Origin of the sequence: Sinorhizobium chiapasense (genome assembly GCF_036488675.1) — a bacterium.
Taxonomy (GTDB): Bacteria; Pseudomonadota; Alphaproteobacteria; order Rhizobiales; family Rhizobiaceae; genus Sinorhizobium; species Sinorhizobium chiapasense.
The window spans coordinates 608,315-623,470 of the sequence record NZ_CP133148.1; the positions used below are offsets into that span (position 1 = coordinate 608,315).

Annotated in this window: 15 protein-coding genes and 1 pseudogene; 12 read left to right on the plus strand and 4 right to left on the minus strand. The window is 60.9% G+C overall.

Features of this window, described 5'->3' with window-relative positions:
- Positions 1 to 2 precede the first annotated feature (2 nt).
- Together RB548_RS02800 and RB548_RS02805 are read right to left on the minus strand one after the other, a co-directional pair.
- Positions 3 to 920: a 2-dehydro-3-deoxygalactonokinase gene (locus RB548_RS02800; RefSeq protein ID WP_331373536.1), complete on the minus strand. Its 918-nt coding sequence runs from the start codon at positions 918 to 920 to the stop codon at positions 3 to 5.
- Positions 920 to 1,690: an SDR family NAD(P)-dependent oxidoreductase gene (locus tag RB548_RS02805; RefSeq protein WP_331373537.1), complete on the minus strand. Its 771-nt coding sequence runs from the start codon at positions 1,688 to 1,690 to the stop codon at positions 920 to 922. Before RB548_RS02805 ends, RB548_RS02800 begins: the two co-directional genes overlap by 1 nt.
- 126 nt (positions 1,691 to 1,816) lie before the next feature.
- On the opposite strand from RB548_RS02805, the gene RB548_RS02810 reads away from it, so the two are divergent.
- The 12 genes from RB548_RS02810 (at position 1,817) to RB548_RS02865 (ending at position 13,811) form a co-directional block, all read left to right on the plus strand.
- A complete protein-coding gene (locus RB548_RS02810; protein ID WP_331373538.1) occupies positions 1,817 to 2,629 on the plus strand; it encodes an IclR family transcriptional regulator in 813 nt (270 codons plus the stop codon).
- A 198-nt stretch (positions 2,630 to 2,827) separates the two neighbouring features.
- A complete protein-coding gene (locus tag RB548_RS02815) occupies positions 2,828 to 3,568 on the plus strand; it encodes a helix-turn-helix transcriptional regulator (RefSeq protein WP_331373539.1) in 741 nt (246 codons plus the stop codon).
- Between the two features lie 138 nt (positions 3,569 to 3,706).
- Positions 3,707 to 4,480, plus strand: a complete 774-nt coding sequence (locus tag RB548_RS02820) for a LuxR family transcriptional regulator (protein WP_408642395.1) — start codon at positions 3,707 to 3,709, stop codon at positions 4,478 to 4,480.
- Between the two features lie 614 nt (positions 4,481 to 5,094).
- Positions 5,095 to 6,252, plus strand: a complete 1,158-nt coding sequence (apbC, locus tag RB548_RS02825) for an iron-sulfur cluster carrier protein ApbC (protein WP_331373541.1) — start codon at positions 5,095 to 5,097, stop codon at positions 6,250 to 6,252.
- Positions 6,253 to 6,554: 302 nt separating this feature from the next.
- The gene (locus RB548_RS02830) at positions 6,555 to 7,532 is read left to right on the plus strand and encodes a magnesium transporter CorA family protein (RefSeq protein ID WP_331373542.1); all 978 of its coding nucleotides are present in this window, start codon (positions 6,555 to 6,557) and stop codon (positions 7,530 to 7,532) included.
- A 17-nt stretch (positions 7,533 to 7,549) separates the two neighbouring features.
- On the plus strand, positions 7,550 to 9,451 hold the full coding sequence (locus tag RB548_RS02835) for a potassium transporter Kup (protein WP_331373543.1): 1,902 nt from the start codon (positions 7,550 to 7,552) through the stop codon (positions 9,449 to 9,451).
- Positions 9,452 to 9,702: 251 nt separating this feature from the next.
- Positions 9,703 to 10,845 carry a cell wall hydrolase gene (locus tag RB548_RS02840; RefSeq protein WP_331373544.1) on the plus strand — a complete coding sequence of 381 codons (1,143 nt, stop codon included), beginning with the start codon at positions 9,703 to 9,705 and terminating at the stop codon, positions 10,843 to 10,845.
- A gap of 293 nt (positions 10,846 to 11,138) precedes the next feature.
- Entirely contained in the window at positions 11,139 to 11,498 is a 360-nt protein-coding gene (locus tag RB548_RS02845) for an AtpZ/AtpI family protein (protein ID WP_331373545.1), read from the plus strand.
- 60 nt (positions 11,499 to 11,558) lie between these two features.
- Complete coding sequence (locus RB548_RS02850) at positions 11,559 to 12,311, plus strand: F0F1 ATP synthase subunit A (RefSeq protein ID WP_331373546.1); 753 nt, start codon at positions 11,559 to 11,561, stop codon at positions 12,309 to 12,311.
- Between the two features lie 84 nt (positions 12,312 to 12,395).
- Positions 12,396 to 12,623, plus strand: a complete 228-nt coding sequence (locus tag RB548_RS02855) for a F0F1 ATP synthase subunit C (RefSeq protein ID WP_012707029.1) — start codon at positions 12,396 to 12,398, stop codon at positions 12,621 to 12,623.
- Between the two features lie 77 nt (positions 12,624 to 12,700).
- On the plus strand, positions 12,701 to 13,312 hold the full coding sequence (locus RB548_RS02860; protein WP_331373547.1) for a F0F1 ATP synthase subunit B: 612 nt from the start codon (positions 12,701 to 12,703) through the stop codon (positions 13,310 to 13,312).
- A 13-nt stretch (positions 13,313 to 13,325) separates the two neighbouring features.
- A complete protein-coding gene (locus tag RB548_RS02865; RefSeq protein ID WP_331373548.1) occupies positions 13,326 to 13,811 on the plus strand; it encodes a F0F1 ATP synthase subunit B in 486 nt (161 codons plus the stop codon).
- A 70-nt stretch (positions 13,812 to 13,881) separates the two neighbouring features.
- Here RB548_RS02865 and RB548_RS02870 read toward each other — a convergent pair.
- Positions 13,882 to 14,084 (minus strand): annotated as a pseudogene (locus RB548_RS02870) (hypothetical protein); the annotation flags it as partial.
- 278 nt (positions 14,085 to 14,362) lie between these two features.
- Positions 14,363 to 15,013 (minus strand): ribonuclease HII, encoded by a 651-nt coding sequence (locus tag RB548_RS02875; protein ID WP_331373549.1) that lies wholly within the window; start codon positions 15,011 to 15,013, stop codon positions 14,363 to 14,365.
- Between the last annotated feature and the right edge of the window lie 143 nt (positions 15,014 to 15,156).

Sequence of the window (15,156 nt, forward strand, 5' to 3'; positions counted from 1 at the left end):
CGTCAAAGGGGCCAGATCGCGCAGGCGGCCGTGGAAAGGCCGGCCCGCACAGCATCGTCGGCGTCGACATGCTGAACTTTGAGGCCCTGGCTTTCCAGGGCCGCACGATAAAGTGCCCCAAGCGGGCCTGATGCGACGAGGCAGATTCCGTCGATCGATCCGGCTGTGGCAAGTGCGCCGGCGATCTCGATGCCGATCAGGGTGCCGGAGAGCCGCGCCTTGGCGTCGGTGGCGCTGATCGCGTGAAGAAGCTGTCCCGCTCGCACTGAAAAAAGCAGGTTCGTGGCGAGAGCCGGATTCCGCGTCGCCTCCGACACGGCTTCGAGAAAGGCCGGATCACTGCCGCCGAACGCGCCCCCGTCCGATACGGCATGGCTGAGAATTGAGTGACGCGAGACGACATCGAACAGTTCGCCGGTCATGAAGGTCGAAAAGCCGTCGACCGTCTCGCCGCTCAAGCGGACCCATTTGCTGTGCGTGCCCGGCATGCACACGAGGTGCCGCCCGGTGCCGAGCGCACCGGCGGCGCCCAGAAGCTGGGTTTCTTCGCCGCGCATCACATCCGGATGGCGCATGTCGCGCTGGGCGAGGCCGGGAAGGATCCGGATATCGCGGTCGACGTCCGGGACGGAAATAGCGCTGCTGGCAATCGCGGTAAGGGCGGCCGGTGTATCGAGGTAACCGGCCTCCCTCCAGCCCTGGCGGGCACCGGCCATGCCGCAAACGATGATCGGAAGATGGCCGGGAGCGTCCGTCGCGGCGAGATGGGCGTCGAGAACCGCGTGGAAGCCGACCTTCGCCGCCGTTGTCATGCCCTCAGCACTGCGGCGTTCCGCAAGGACGGCGCCATCTTCCCCGATGATCCACAGCCGGAAACTCGTGGTTCCCCAATCGACCGCGGCATAATAGCCTGCCGTCATCAAAATACGCCTCCATCGATGATCATGGTCTGGGCCGTCATCGCCGCCGAGCAGTCCGAAGCCAAATAGAGGCAAGGCCCAACGAGGTCTTCGGCGATCAACATGCGTTTCAGGCACTGTCTCTCCTGCATCCGCGCGATCGCATCATCGTCCAGCCATAGCCGCTTCTGCCGTTCGGTGACGATCATGCCGGGCAGAATCGCGTTGACACGAATATTGTCCGGGCCGAGTTTCCCGGCGAGCGACTTTGTGAGGCCGACGATGCCGGCTTTAGCGGTCGCATAGGCGGGTACATCCGGCATGTTGAGCATGAAGGCGATGGAGGAGAAGTTGACGATCGACCCGCCGCCGGCGCGCCGCATGTGGGGCGTCACTGCCTGACACATGAAGAAGAGGTGCCTGAGATTGACGGACAGGCTTTCGTCCCAGCTCTCCTCCGTGACCGCTTCCAGCGGCTGCCGGTCGTCACGTGCGGCATTGTTGACGAGCACACGGATCGAGCCGAGCGCGTCGACAGCGGTATCGACGGCCGATTTCAAGCTCGGGATACGCCTGAGATCGGCAGGAATGAATTGAGGCCTACTTCCCGTTTCGGCGGCCAGCTTCTCGCAAAGGGCAAGGCTCTCTTCCTCTGCGATGTCAATGAAGGCCACGCGCGCACCGTGCCGCAAGAAAGCTTCCACCAGGGCGGCGCCTATGCCCGACCCGCCGCCGGTTATCAGCACACCGTTGTTTTGCAGGTCGGGAAACTGACCGCTCGGTAATGGCATGGCTTCCCCTGTGCTGGTATTGGGATGGTAGTTCCATTATGTGGAACTATGTTTTATTATCTGGAATTATCGCGCCATTGCGTTTATCCTGTCAAGGCACGATGCCGCTGACCGAAGTCTGATGATATGAACGAAACCAACACAACCGACGCAGAGACTGAAATCGCCGGAACCGGCACACTCGGCAAGGCCATGGCGGTCCTCGAGGCGGTTGTGACGGCCGGCAGCCGGCAGCGGTTCACGGATATCGTTCAGTCCGTCGGTCAGCCTCGCGGTACGGTGCATAGGCTGCTTAGTCACCTGGTCGAGGAGGGTCTGCTCGTCCAGGGGCGTGATCTGGCTTACGAGCCGGGCCTGCGTCTGTTGAAGCTCGCCTATCGTTCCTGGTCCGGCAACCGCTTCCGTGACATCGCTGAGCCGCATCTGCTACGTTTGCATGAACTCACCGGCGAGACGGTTCACCTCGGTGTCCTGCAGGAAACGGAGATCATCTATGTCGACAAGGTCGAGAGCCGGCAGACGGTGCGGATGAGCTCGCAGATCGGCAAGGCGTCGCCGGCCTATTGCACGGGCATCGGCAAGGCGGCGTTGTCGTCGCTGTCGCAGCCGGAATTGATGCGCATTGCCGCAAAAACGAAATTTCACCCGTTCACGGCCCATACGCATCGCTCCGCAGCCGGCCTGCTTGCCGAAATCGACGAAATTCGCCGAGATGGGCACGCGTTCGACCGGGAGGAGCACGAGGCGGAGATCTGCTGCGTCGCCGCGCCGATCTTCGTCCCGGAACACGATTTGGTTGCGGGCGTATCCGTCACCGGGCCTGCCTATCGGGTCAATATGGTGCAGTTAGCGGTCTGGGCCGAGGTCGTACGGGGGACGGCAGGAAAGATCGAGGAGGAAGTCCGAATGCGCCTCGGTCCTGGGCGCAATGGACGTTAAGTCCGCTTTACGGTAAATTAGGAACTTCGACTGGACGTGATGTTTCGAGATCGTTAGCTTGCGATATATCAGGCAAGCCGCTACGGCCGGTTGCAGGCGCCTGAAGCGGAATTTGATTTTTGGCGGAAGTTTTGACTTAGTTTTATCACGGCGAAAGCGGCCTCGCTCGATCGGGCGCGGGATGTAGGAGACGAGCGGGTGGTAGATTTCAGCGCAGCTATATCCTCATTGATTCTCCCCGGCGGGCGGTCAGTCGCGGGAGCGCTGGGCAACGAAGACGATATCAAGCGGGTTCTTGGTCAGATATCGGACGCTTATGGCTTTCGCGGATTCCTGGTTTTGTCGATCCCTGATGCGGGATGCCACAGCCTGGCCGCGCAGGCGCTGATGACGACCTGGCCATCGGAGTTCCTCAGGCGCTACGACAGCGCACGACTGATCGATGGCAGCCCCGTCGTCCAGCGACTGCGCCGGAGCACGATTCCGTTCACCTACGATGCCCACCAGCTTGCGCGCAGGCGGCTCGACGGCAAGGGCGATGCCGCGGCTTGCGTTTTCGAAGCGGCCGGTCTGCCGCGTGGTCTTTATTTGCCGGTTCATGACGCATCGGGACGCCGCGCCGCTATCGCTTTTGGCGGGAGCAGAGAGCTGGCGTCCAACGACGAGATGCAGGCGCTCAACCTCTGGGCAGGCCTTCTCTACAGCCGGCTGAACGAAGTGCGAGGACGCGACAGGCGGGGACCCGGCAGCCTTTCTCGTCGCGAGATCGAGTGCCTGCGCTGGGCGGCCGCGGGCAAGACGACCATGGAGATGGCGAGAATTATGGCGCTTTCCGAATATACGGTGAATCATTACCTCAATCGCGCGACGCGCAAACTGGATTCCGTCAACCGTGTTCAGACCGTTGCCAAGGCCATGCGTGCCGGGCTGATCAACTGAGTTTCGTTTTCGGAGAGGCTGGACGGAATATGCGGCTCGCAAAGCAGGGAAATACACAGCCTTTTGCGCAAGAATAGCGCCGAACGTCGATCATCTGTTGGCATTGGTCGACTGCTCGGGCTATTTGATTATTGATGAATGCCATGGAACGCGCGAATGCAAGATACGATGACGACCGGGATGACTGACACCGATCTGCCCCGGGGCGGTGATTTCGCGTCTGAAATCGCAAGGCTTGAGACCCAGTTCGATATCATCCGCTACATGCGACGGGTCACGCAGCTCTTCGGTTTCAAGGTTTTTCTCATCTGTTCGATTCCAGCGATCGAGGTGGAAAGGCTGGCGGCAACGACCGTCATTTCCAACATGCCGGCCGAGCTGCTCAACAAATACGACAGCCTGTCGATGCTGCGCTTCAGCACCGGCGTGCGTCGCTTGAGGGAGACCACAACCCCGTTCCAGATCACGCTCGAAGACTGGGAAAACGAGGGCGGCAAGCCGACATCGGCTGCAGACTACATCGCCATGTTGCGCGAGAACGGCATTTTCCAGGCAAACTACTTCCCGGTCCACGACGCCGAAGGCGGTCGCGGTGCAGTCATTCTCATGGGACCCGTGATGGACTTGCCGATGACGGCGGCGATGGAATTGCAGATGATCGCGATCCACGTCTACAATCGATTGGCGGAGATCGGCTCCGTCTGGAAGAATACCAATACAGCCCTGTCCGAGCGGGAAATCCAGTGCCTGAGCTGGACGGCGGCCGGCAAGACCAGCGCCGAAATCGCAGGTATCCTCGGTCTCTCCGAGCATACCGTCAATCACTACCTCAATCACGTTACCAAGAAGCTTGACGCGGTAAACCGCACGCAGGCGGTCGTGAAGGCGATGAAGAAGGGCTACATCAGCTGATCGCCAGCGCTGCAGCGCCGCGCGTCTTTTCAGACGCTCGAGCGTGTGCCTCATGCAACGCGCACAAAGTTTGCTGTCTGCGCGTCTCGTATTTGTGCGCAAATAGTATGCTTGCTCAGAAATAGTGCAGCCACCGGCGCCTGCGTTTCCAATGCGCATAACTCTCATCTAATTGAAATGACTGGATTTTTCAGCAAGGCGCGAATCTGGCACGCGTTGTGCATATGTGTTGTCGTGTCCAGAGGGGACTACAATAAAACAGCGCCCAAGAAGGTTGCGAGGAAGCAGGGCCGCCGCCAGTCGTTTGTGATCCCGGATGTACGGACACGACGATCGGCTGGCGGCCCTGTTTTTCCTAATCTGTCGCATTGGCGAACCGCTCCGCCTCGACTATCTACTGCATAATTCCTTAGATCGGGTCAGATTTGGGGATAAATTGCCTACGGCGCGCGTGTCTAGTCAGGCGCGCAAAGGACGCTGTAGCACTTTGAATTGCTGCATATTTTTATCCTTAAATCGTATACGATTTAAGGATAAGTGCAGTAGTGGTTCAAAGTGTTGCCGCCTGAACGACTTCTCCAGGCGCCGTAACGAAGACAGATGAAGAGGGCGGCATGCCGGACGTAACCAGGGAAACGGTTCTTGAAAAGCTGCGGAGCGTGCGCGGCCCGGACATGGAGGGCAATATCGTCGATCTCGGTCTTGTCTCCGATGTCTTCATTTCCGACGGCAAGGCCTATTTTTCGATCACCGTGCCGGCCGATCGGGCGAAGGAGCTGGAGCCGATGCGCGCCGCGGCGGAGAGGGTCGTGCGCGAAATACCCGGCGTCAAGGCGGCGATGGTCGCGCTGACGGCCGATCGCAAGGCAGCACCGCAAGCGGCGCCGGTTCAAACACCGCGGCAGGTTCCGCCGGCGGGTCGTGGGCACAGTCAGCGTCCGGCCGGTGGCGCTCCGGCAAAGGCGGGTATACCCGGAGTCGGCGCCATCATCGCCGTTGCTTCCGGTAAGGGCGGCGTCGGCAAATCGACGACATCTGTGAACCTGGCACTCGCACTGCAGGCGAACGGCTTGAAGGTCGGTCTGCTAGACGCCGATATCTATGGCCCGTCCATGCCGCGCCTTCTGAAAATCAGCGGCCGGCCGCAACAGATCGAAGGGCGGCTCATTCGCCCGATGGAAAACTACGGGCTGACGGTCATGTCGATGGGATTCCTCGTCGACGAGGAGGTTGCCATGATATGGCGCGGTCCGATGATCCAGTCGGCCCTGCTGCAGATGCTGCGCGAGGTGGCCTGGGGCGACCTCGACATTCTCGTCGTCGACATGCCGCCCGGCACCGGTGACGCGCAACTGACCATGGCCCAGCAGGTGCCGCTGGCCGGCGCCGTCATCGTCTCGACGCCGCAGGACCTCGCACTCGTCGATGCGCGCAAGGGCCTTACGATGTTCCGAAAGGTGGAAGTCCCGGTTCTCGGCATTGTCGAGAACATGAGCTATTTCGTGGCTCCCGACACGGGCCATCGTTACGACATCTTTGGGCATGGCGGCGCGCGCAAGGAGGCCGAGCGCATCGGTGTGCCGTTCCTCGGCGAGGTACCTTTGACCATGGGCATTCGCGAAACATCCGACGCGGGAACGCCGCTGGTGGTTTCGGAACCCGAGGGCGAGGTGGCGCGCATCTACCGGAAGATCGCAGCGAATGTCTGGGAGCAGCTTTCGGCGGCTCGCCAGAGCAAGAGCAGGACGATGCCCGATATCGTCTTCGAATAGATTTGCGTAGCTCGTCCGAGCAGGCTAGGTTGCGCCGAAATGAAATCCTGCGGGGACAGGCATGCGCAAGGGAGCATTGATTTTGCGTACGCGTTGCGCCATATGCCTTGCCGCCCCTGTGCAGGGTGATCGGCTCAGCGCCTCTCGCCGGAGACTATCGCCTCCCGCGACAAACGATTGAGGATTTGTCGTGCAGGGCGGACGCTTCATCTGATGAATCTGCATTATGGAAATCGTGTGGCGGTTGATCGCTTCAGAGACTCGTGGGTTGTTTTTGTCGGCCGCATGAAAAGGGCAGCGGCATGATCACGGGATACTGTACGAACGGTGACGCCGTTGCCTTGTCGGCGGCAGAGCCGCCGGCGTCCCTGCGGCCTGATGTCGTCTGGGTCGATCTCGTCGAGCCGAGCAAGGCGGAAGATCTGATGATGGAGGAATTGCTGGGGATCTCCATCCCGACGCGGGACGACCTGAAGGATATCGAGCCGTCAAGCCGCCTCTATACCGAGAACGACACCGTGTTCATGACGGTGTCGCTGGTCTATCGCAGCGACACGGAAATTCCCGGCCTGACCGATGTCGGCTTCATTCTTTCTGGCGGCCGGCTGGTGACGATCCGTTACGCGGAACCCAGGGCGTTCGGCCTGTTCAAAGCCGGCATGCATCGGATTCCCGGCGGCTGCCGCAACGGCGCCGTGCTTCTCATCCGGCTGCTCGAGACGATCGCCGATCGGACGGCGGAAATCCTGGAACAGGCCGTGGACAAGATAGACGACCTGTCGATCGAGGTTTTCGGCGACAAGGCGGCGGCCAGACGTCGGCCGCCGCACTTGCTCGAGGCACGGCTACGCGATGTCGCCGGTCACCACAGGCTCGTCGCCAAAACGCGTGACAGCCTTGCTTCGCTTTCAAGGCTCCTGACCTTTGTCTACACTGTACCCGTCGTGCAGGAAGACAAGGACAGCCGCGAGCTCTGCCGCTCGATATCTCGGGACATACAATCGCTCTCCGAGCACGCGGCGTTCATTTCGGGAAACATCACGTTTCTGCTGGATGCCTCGCTTGGTCTTATCAATGTCGAGCAGAATGCGATCATCAAGATCTTCTCGATCGCGTCGGTCGTCCTCTTGCCGCCCACCCTCGTGGCTTCCATTTATGGAATGAATTTCCGCGTGATGCCGGAGCTTGAATGGCAGCTCGGCTATCCGTGGGCGCTGGCGGCGATGGTGATTTCGGCCGTGATACCCTTCTTCTTCTTCCGTTGGAAAGGCTGGCTTTAAGAGCCTGTTGGACACGTATGTCTCAATTGTCTGCCCCTGCCGTACACGGGTCCGAGAATATGCGCCGCCTGCTCGTCCTCGGGCTCGGATCGATCGGCGTCGTCTATGGCGATATCGGCACCAGCCCGCTCTACGCGTTCCGCGAGGCGCTGCGGCCTGTTGCACGTGACGGCGTCACCGACGTCGAGATCATCGGCTTGATCTCGTTGATGCTCTGGACGCTGACGATCATCGTCACGATCAAATATGTGCTCTTCCTGTTGCGCGCAGATAACCAAGGGGAGGGCGGCACGCTCTCCCTGCTTGCTCTTTTGATGAAGACCGCCAATGGACACGCCGCGATACTTTTCTTCATGGGGATCGCCGGAGCGGCCCTTTTCATCGGTGATGCAATGATCACACCGGCGCTGTCGGTGCTCTCGGCCGTCGAGGGTCTGAAGCTGGTGACGCCTGCGCTGACGGATTATGTCGTTCCGATCGCCGTGGTCATCATGCTGCTGCTATTCGCCGTGCAGTCGAAAGGCACCGCTGCGGTTTCCAATTTCTTCGGGCCGATCACCCTCGTCTGGTTTATGGTGATGGGCGCGGTCGGTCTGATGCACATCGCCGACGATCTGTCGATCTTCGCTGCGTTCAATCCGCTCTATGCGGCCACGTTCATGCTGAACGAAGGCTTTGTCGGCATCATCGTGCTCGGCGCGGTCTTTTTGACCGTGACCGGGGCGGAGGCGCTCTATGCCGACCTCGGCCATTTCGGTCGCCGGCCGATCCAATGGGCGTGGTTCACCGTCGTCTTTCCGGCACTGACCCTGAACTACCTCGGTCAGGGTGCGTTCGTGCTCAAGAACCCGGAAGGGATGTCCGATCCCTTCTTCCTGATGTTTCCGAAATGGGCGCTGCTTCCAGCCGTGATCCTGGCGACGGCAGCGACGATCATCGCCAGCCAGGCCGTGATCACCGGCGCTTTTTCACTGACGCGACAGGCGATCCATCTCGGCTTCCTGCCGCGCATGGCGATCTTCCATACATCCGAGACCCACACCGGCCAGATCTATCTGCCGAACGTCAACACGCTGCTGATGTTCGGCGTCATGGCTCTGGTCTTCGTGTTCGGTTCTTCCGAGGCCCTGGCGACCGCCTATGGTATCTCCGTCACCGGTGCCATGGTCGTGACGACGATCCTTTCCTTCGAGTTCCTGCGTGCCCGCTGGAACTGGTCGGCCTGGTGGGCAGCCGGCGCGCTGCTGCCGCTTTTCACGCTGGAGTTCTTCTTCCTCGGCGCCAACATGCTGAAAATCCATGATGGCGGCTACGTGCCGATATTGATCGCAGCGACCTTCATCATAATCATGTGGACCTGGAAGCGCGGCACGGAACTACTGCATGCCAAGACACGGCATATCGACATTCCGCTGGCGAGCTTCATCAAGTCGATCGAACGCAAGAGCGAGCATGCGCCGGTGGCCGTGCCCGGGACTGCGATCTTCCTGACAAGCGACCCGGAGTCGACGCCGGCGGCACTGCTTCACAACATCAAGCACAATCACGTGCTGCACATGCAGAACTTCATCCTGACGATACGCACGGCCAATACACCGAAAGTGCCCAAGGAGGAGCGGGTCAGCATGAAACCTCTGTCCGAGCGCTTCGCGCTGCTCGAGATGAAGTTCGGTTTCATGGAGACCCAGAACGTCTCCCAGGCGCTGGGTCTCTTCCGCAAGTCGGGGCTGAAATTCGACATCATGTCGACGTCGTTCTACCTCGGTCGCCGCAAGCTTGTGCCCGACGCCCAGTCCGGCATGCCGCACTGGCAGGATCGTCTGTTCATTGCGCTCGCCAGCGCGGCGATCGACCCGTCGGACTATTTCCGTCTGCCGACCAACCGCGTGGTCGAGCTCGGCTCTCACGTGATCATCTGAGCGCCCTCGGGAAAGCATCTTCCTCCGACAGAAACATCACAGCCGCATTAACCAAACATCAAGGTTAATGCTTCATTTTCAAGGCTCGAACGAGGCGGTTCCGGGGTGCTGTCCGACCGCTTCCAAATCTTAGCTTCCTGCACGGAATCTTGGAGCTGGCCCTTCGCCGGCTTGCGAGAACGCGTGCCCGAGTACGTGTTGCGTGGAGCCGGTCGGTGCGTCAGAGCCACAAGTTGCGTTGCAAGTCTCGTATGTCTTTGCCGGCCTGGGCTGCGCCCGCGTTGATCGGCATCGCCCTTTTTCTCAGCTGCCCGTCAACGGTCGCCTATTCCGACCTGGCGACCTTCCTGTCGGGCATCAACCGCGGTGGCGAGCGCTGGCGGATGTATCTCACGCAATCGCCTGCGGGTTCGCTGCACGAGGTCGAGATGGTATTCGCCGATCCGATCACCACCGGCGCCCTGGATGGCGGTGCCGGCGTCACCATGCCCGATGGCAGCCACGTGGCGCTGACCGCGGAAACCAAGAACAAGGGCGCGACGCCCGACGAAGACCGTGTGACCCGCAAGCTGAAGAGGGGTCGGATCGTTGCTGTCAGCCCCGTGACCCCGCCGAAGGACTTTACCGCCGGTTCGATCCTCCAGCGTACGAGTTCGCTGATGGAGCCGGACTTCGACGGGGCCGAGAAGATGGTATTTGCCAAACCGCGCATCAAGGGCAAGGAGATCGAGATCGCCACGGCCTTCTACCGAAAGAAGCCGCCGAAGGCCGATCCCGGCGTCTCGCCAATGCTCGCCAAGCTGATTACCAACAACAAGGCCGATATTCTTGCGACCGCCTATGTCCGGCCCGAGCCGGACTATGCGCGTGAGTCGCCCTTCGATTCGATCCTCCGGGAAGACAAGAACGGGGGGCGCTTCATTCCGGACATCGCACCCGACGACCATGCCTGGGCGGCAACCGCGTTGCCCGCCACGGTCTTTAGCAAGGAGGAGCAGACTTGCCTTGCCGAGGGGATCTACTTCGAGGCTCGCAGCGAGTCGGTGAAGGGCCAGGCAGCGGTGGCCCAGGTCATTCTCAATCGCGTGCGCAATCCGACTTACCCGAAGGCGATTTGCGGAGTTGTCTACCAGAACAAGGCCTGGCGCAACCGCTGCCAGTTTTCGTTCGCCTGCGACATGATCCGCGACCTGATATATTCGCGCTCGCACTGGAAGACCGCCAAGGAGGTCGCGCTGGCCGTCACCGCCGGCAAGATCTGGCTGCCGGAAGTGGGGTCGGCAACGCACTATCACGCGGCCTATGTGAAGCCGGCCTGGGCTAAAACCATGAAGCGCGTCGGTAAGATCGGCCTGCACATCTTCTACCGCACCTATGGCGGCGGCTGGAGCTGATCGACAGCCTCGATTCCGTTGGATGACTTCGCGCCGAACGGCCGGTCAAGACCGTTCGGTCGCTGCCGATTCCCCTTGCCGCTTTGCCGCAGCTTGCCAAAAATATGGCTAAGCCTCTGAAATTACGAAAAAATATTGTCCACGCCCAAGGTGCTCCCATGCCTTGACTATACGGGTGCCTAAAACTATGTTGCGCGCGACTTCAAATGGGGCCGAAGCGTGGCTTGAACACCGGCCGTTTGTATGACCGAGATCGCGTTTAAGACCGCGTGGGGGCTGCAAAGGGGAGCCATGTGACGGAGAAGCCGGAAGAAAGTCTGGAAGCGCGGCTGAAGCGCCTTGGCGACGACATCGCGTCCAAGCGGACGGACAAGTCGGACGACGTCGAGGCGCGCGCCGCGGAAAGCCGGCAAGGTTACGCGGCGGCGATGAAGCTCTCGAGCGAGTTCATCGCCGGGATCGTTGTCGGGGCGTTTCTGGGCTATCTTTTGGACCATTTTGCGGGTACAGGGCCGTGGGGCATGATCATCTTGCTCCTCCTGGGGTTCTGTGCCGGCGTCTTGAATGTGCTGCGGTCGGCCGGGCTGGTGGCGACGCCGGATCAGGGACGACGTAGTCCTGGAAATGACAAGAAGGACGGGGATGGCGCCTGAGGCGCCGCCCGAAAGAACACGGTTTCCGCTTGCGGGCGGGCAAAATGAAAGAGAAGCGCGGTGTCAAACGATCCGACCCACCAGTTCCTGGTCAACAAGATTGTCCCGATCGAAATTGGCGGAATTGACTTTTCCTTCACCAATGCGTCGCTGTTCATGGTTGCGACCGTCGGCGTGGCCGCCGGCTTTCTCTATCTGACCACGTCGCAGCGCGGGCTGATCCCGACGCGCCTGCAGTCGGTTTCGGAAGTGTCCTACGAGTTCATTGCGTCGATGCTTCGCGAAGGGGCAGGCAGCCACGGGATGAAATTCTTCCCGATGGTGTTCTCGCTGTTCATGTTCATCCTGACGGCAAACCTGCTCGGCATGTTTCCCTACTTCTTCACGGTAACGAGCCAGATCATCGTCACCTTCGCTCTGGCCGTGTTCGTCATCGGTACCGTCATTCTCTATGGTTTCTACAAGCACGGTCTGGGCTTTTTGAAGCTTTTCGTGCCGCACGGCGTGCCGGGGGTTTTGCTGCCGCTGGTCGTTGCGATCGAAATCATTTCGTTCCTTTCCCGTCCCATCAGCCTCTCGGTCCGTCTGTTCGCCAATATGCTGGCCGGCCACATCACGCTGAAGGTCTTCGCGGGCTTCGTCACCTCGTTGAGCGCCCTTGGCGCGCTCGGCATCGGCGGTGCGATCCTGCCTCTCATCATGACCGTCGCCATTACCGGTCTTGAGTTCCTCGTTTGCTTCCTTCAGGCCTATGTCTTTGCGGTGCTGACCTGCATGTACCTCAACGACGCCGTCCATCCGGGAAGCCACTAAGGAATAACAGTCGCTGGCTTCCGCCCGGGTCCTCCGGCGGAAGCACAAATCCTAGCCGCAACACCATTTCGAAGGAGTTCAATCATGGAAGCGGAAGCAGCAAAGTTCATCGGTGCAGGTCTTGCATGCCTCGGTATGGCCGGCACGGCTCTCGGCCTCGGCAACATCTTCGGCAGCTACCTGTCCGGCGCGCTGCGCAACCCGTCGGCTGCTGACGGCCAGTTCGGCCGCCTCGTATTCGGCTTCGCCGTTACGGAAGCTCTGGGCATCTTCTCGCTGCTCGTAGCCCTGCTCCTCCTCTTCGCCGTCTAATACCGACCGAAGTTTTGGCCGCGGCCTCGCTCAGAGGCCGCGGCCGCGCATATTCTTGAGTGCACCTGGAGGTGAGCATGTTTGTGACCGCGGCTTATGCCCAGTCAACCACCACTGAAGGCGAAGCACACGATCCCGCTGCGGCCGGCGAGGTGCACACCGAAACGGGTGTGGCCCCCGAAGGCGAACACGGCACGGGCGTGTTCCCGCCTTTCGATTCGACCCATTTCGCATCGCAGTTGCTCTGGCTCGCGATCACGTTCGGCCTCTTCTATCTGCTGATGTCGAAGGTCATCATTCCGCGCATTGGCGGCATTCTCGAAACCCGCCACGACCGGATCGCTCAGGATCTGGATGAAGCGTCGCGCCTTAAAGGCGAAGCTGACGCTGCCATCGCGTCCTACGAGCAGGAACTGGCAAGCGCCAGGGCCAAGGGGCATTCGATCGCCGACACGGCGCGCGAAGCTGCCAAGGCCAGGGCAACTGCCGACCGGACCGCGGTCGAGGGCGATCTTGCGAAGAAGATCACCGCCGCCGAAACGCGCATCGCCGATATCAAGTCCAAGGCGCTTGCCGATGTCGGCGCCATTGCCGAGGAAACGGCCACCGCCGTCGTCAAGCAACTGATCGGTGGAACCGTCACCAAGGCCGAGATCGCTGCCGCCGTCAAGGCATCGGCAGGCAACTGAGGAGCAATGAACGATGGCTCTTGATGCGACTTTCTATGCCCTTATCGGCCTGATCCTCTTCCTTGCTCTCATCGCCTATCTCAAGGTTCCGGGCATGATCGCCAGCGCGCTCGACGCACGCGCCGACAAGATCGGCAACGAACTGGCGGAAGCCAAGCGCCTGCGCGAAGAGGCCCAGAGCTTGGTCGCTGAATATCAGCGCAAGCGCAAGGACGCCGAGGCCGAGGCCGCCAGCATCGTTGCCGCTGCGCAGCGGGAAGCGGAAATGCTGACGGCGGAGGCCAAGCAGAAGACCGAGGAATATGTGGCGCGCCGCACGGCACTTTCCGAACAGAAGATCAAGCAGGCTGAAAGCGACGCGATCAATGCGGTCCGCTCGGCAGCCGTCGATCTGGCGATTAGCGCGGCAGAGAAGGTCTTGTCAGCCAAGACCGATGCCGGTGCGCAGGATACGCTGTTCAAGAAGGCGCTCGGCGAGGTCAAGTCTCGGCTCAACTGAGACGGCGACGGTCTGAAATCCGAAAGAAACCCGCCCCGCAGGCTGTGTGGAAACGAATGGAGGCTCCGGTTTAACCGGGGCCTCTTTTGCATTTCGGCGTTGTCCATGCCGGCGTCGGTTTCATGTTGATGGTGCGCAGGATGTTGTACGCGAGCACCGACAGCGCCATTTCGGTCTTGGTGCCCTTGAGGTTTTTGGTGAGGAAGCGGCGCCTGCCATCGCTCCCTTGACGGTGCCGAAGGGATGCTCGGCGGCGCAACGTCGGTTGCGCATATTCTCCGGCGTGGCCCGGTCATTCGTTCAGGTAAGTGCGCCTTCGTCGAAGTGCCTCTGGACGAACCGTCGGGCAGCCGTCGTGCATGGGGCTTGAGTGGGCAGATGACGCGGTCGCTCGGCTTTGCCACATGGAGCACGCAACGGTCCTTGTCCGTGACCTGAAGGCGCTCGAGAAACTGGTATTTCAGCGAGGGATAGGCTGCGCGTACAAGATGTCACGCGCGCCGTGACCGGCCGACGCGCCTGCCGTTCTCAGGCCGAATGCGCACGGGGCGTCAAACCTGGCGAAAGGGACGGAAACTCATTCGGTGCAGCGAGCAGGGGCCATGGTTGCCGATCGCGTTTCGGTGCATTGCGGTGGCATAGCCGGCATGAATGGCGAAGCCATAGGCGGGGAACGTGACGTCGGCGCGCGCCATCATGCGATCGCGGGTCACCTTGGCGACGATCGATGCGGCGGCGATCGACATCGATCGGGAATCGCCTTTGACGATCGCTTTGGCGTGGCAGGAGATGCCCGGCGGAACATCGCGGCCATCGACGAGTACGAAACGCGCGGTCGTGGAAAGACCATCGACGGCCCGCCGCATCGCGTCGAGACTCGCCTTGAGGATATCGGTCGTGTCGATACGTGTCGCCGAAGACGAGGCGATCGACACCGTCGCCGTCGCGAGAATTTCCTCAAACAACGCTTCGCGCTGTTCCGCGCTCAGGAGCTTGCTGTCGTTGAGACCGTTCGGAATGGCGTCCGGATCGAGAATGACCGCGGCAGCAACGACCGGACCAGCCAACGGACCCCGCCCCGCCTCGTCCGCACCGGCAACAGGCCAAAAGCCATCCCGGCGAGCGGCAAGCTCGAAGCCGAAATCGGGGACTGGCAGTTCGATGGGAAAAAGCGGGGAATCGGGCGATTTGCGAGGTGACATGCAGGGGACACTTGCATATTCGCCCGATTCCCTTCAAGCCCCCCGGTACGAGTGCGGCGGTGACCGGGAGGAAAACCAGCGCCACCCTGAGGCGGGGAGGGCGCCGGAACCGAGGATTTGCATGAACGATGCTATCGAACTCC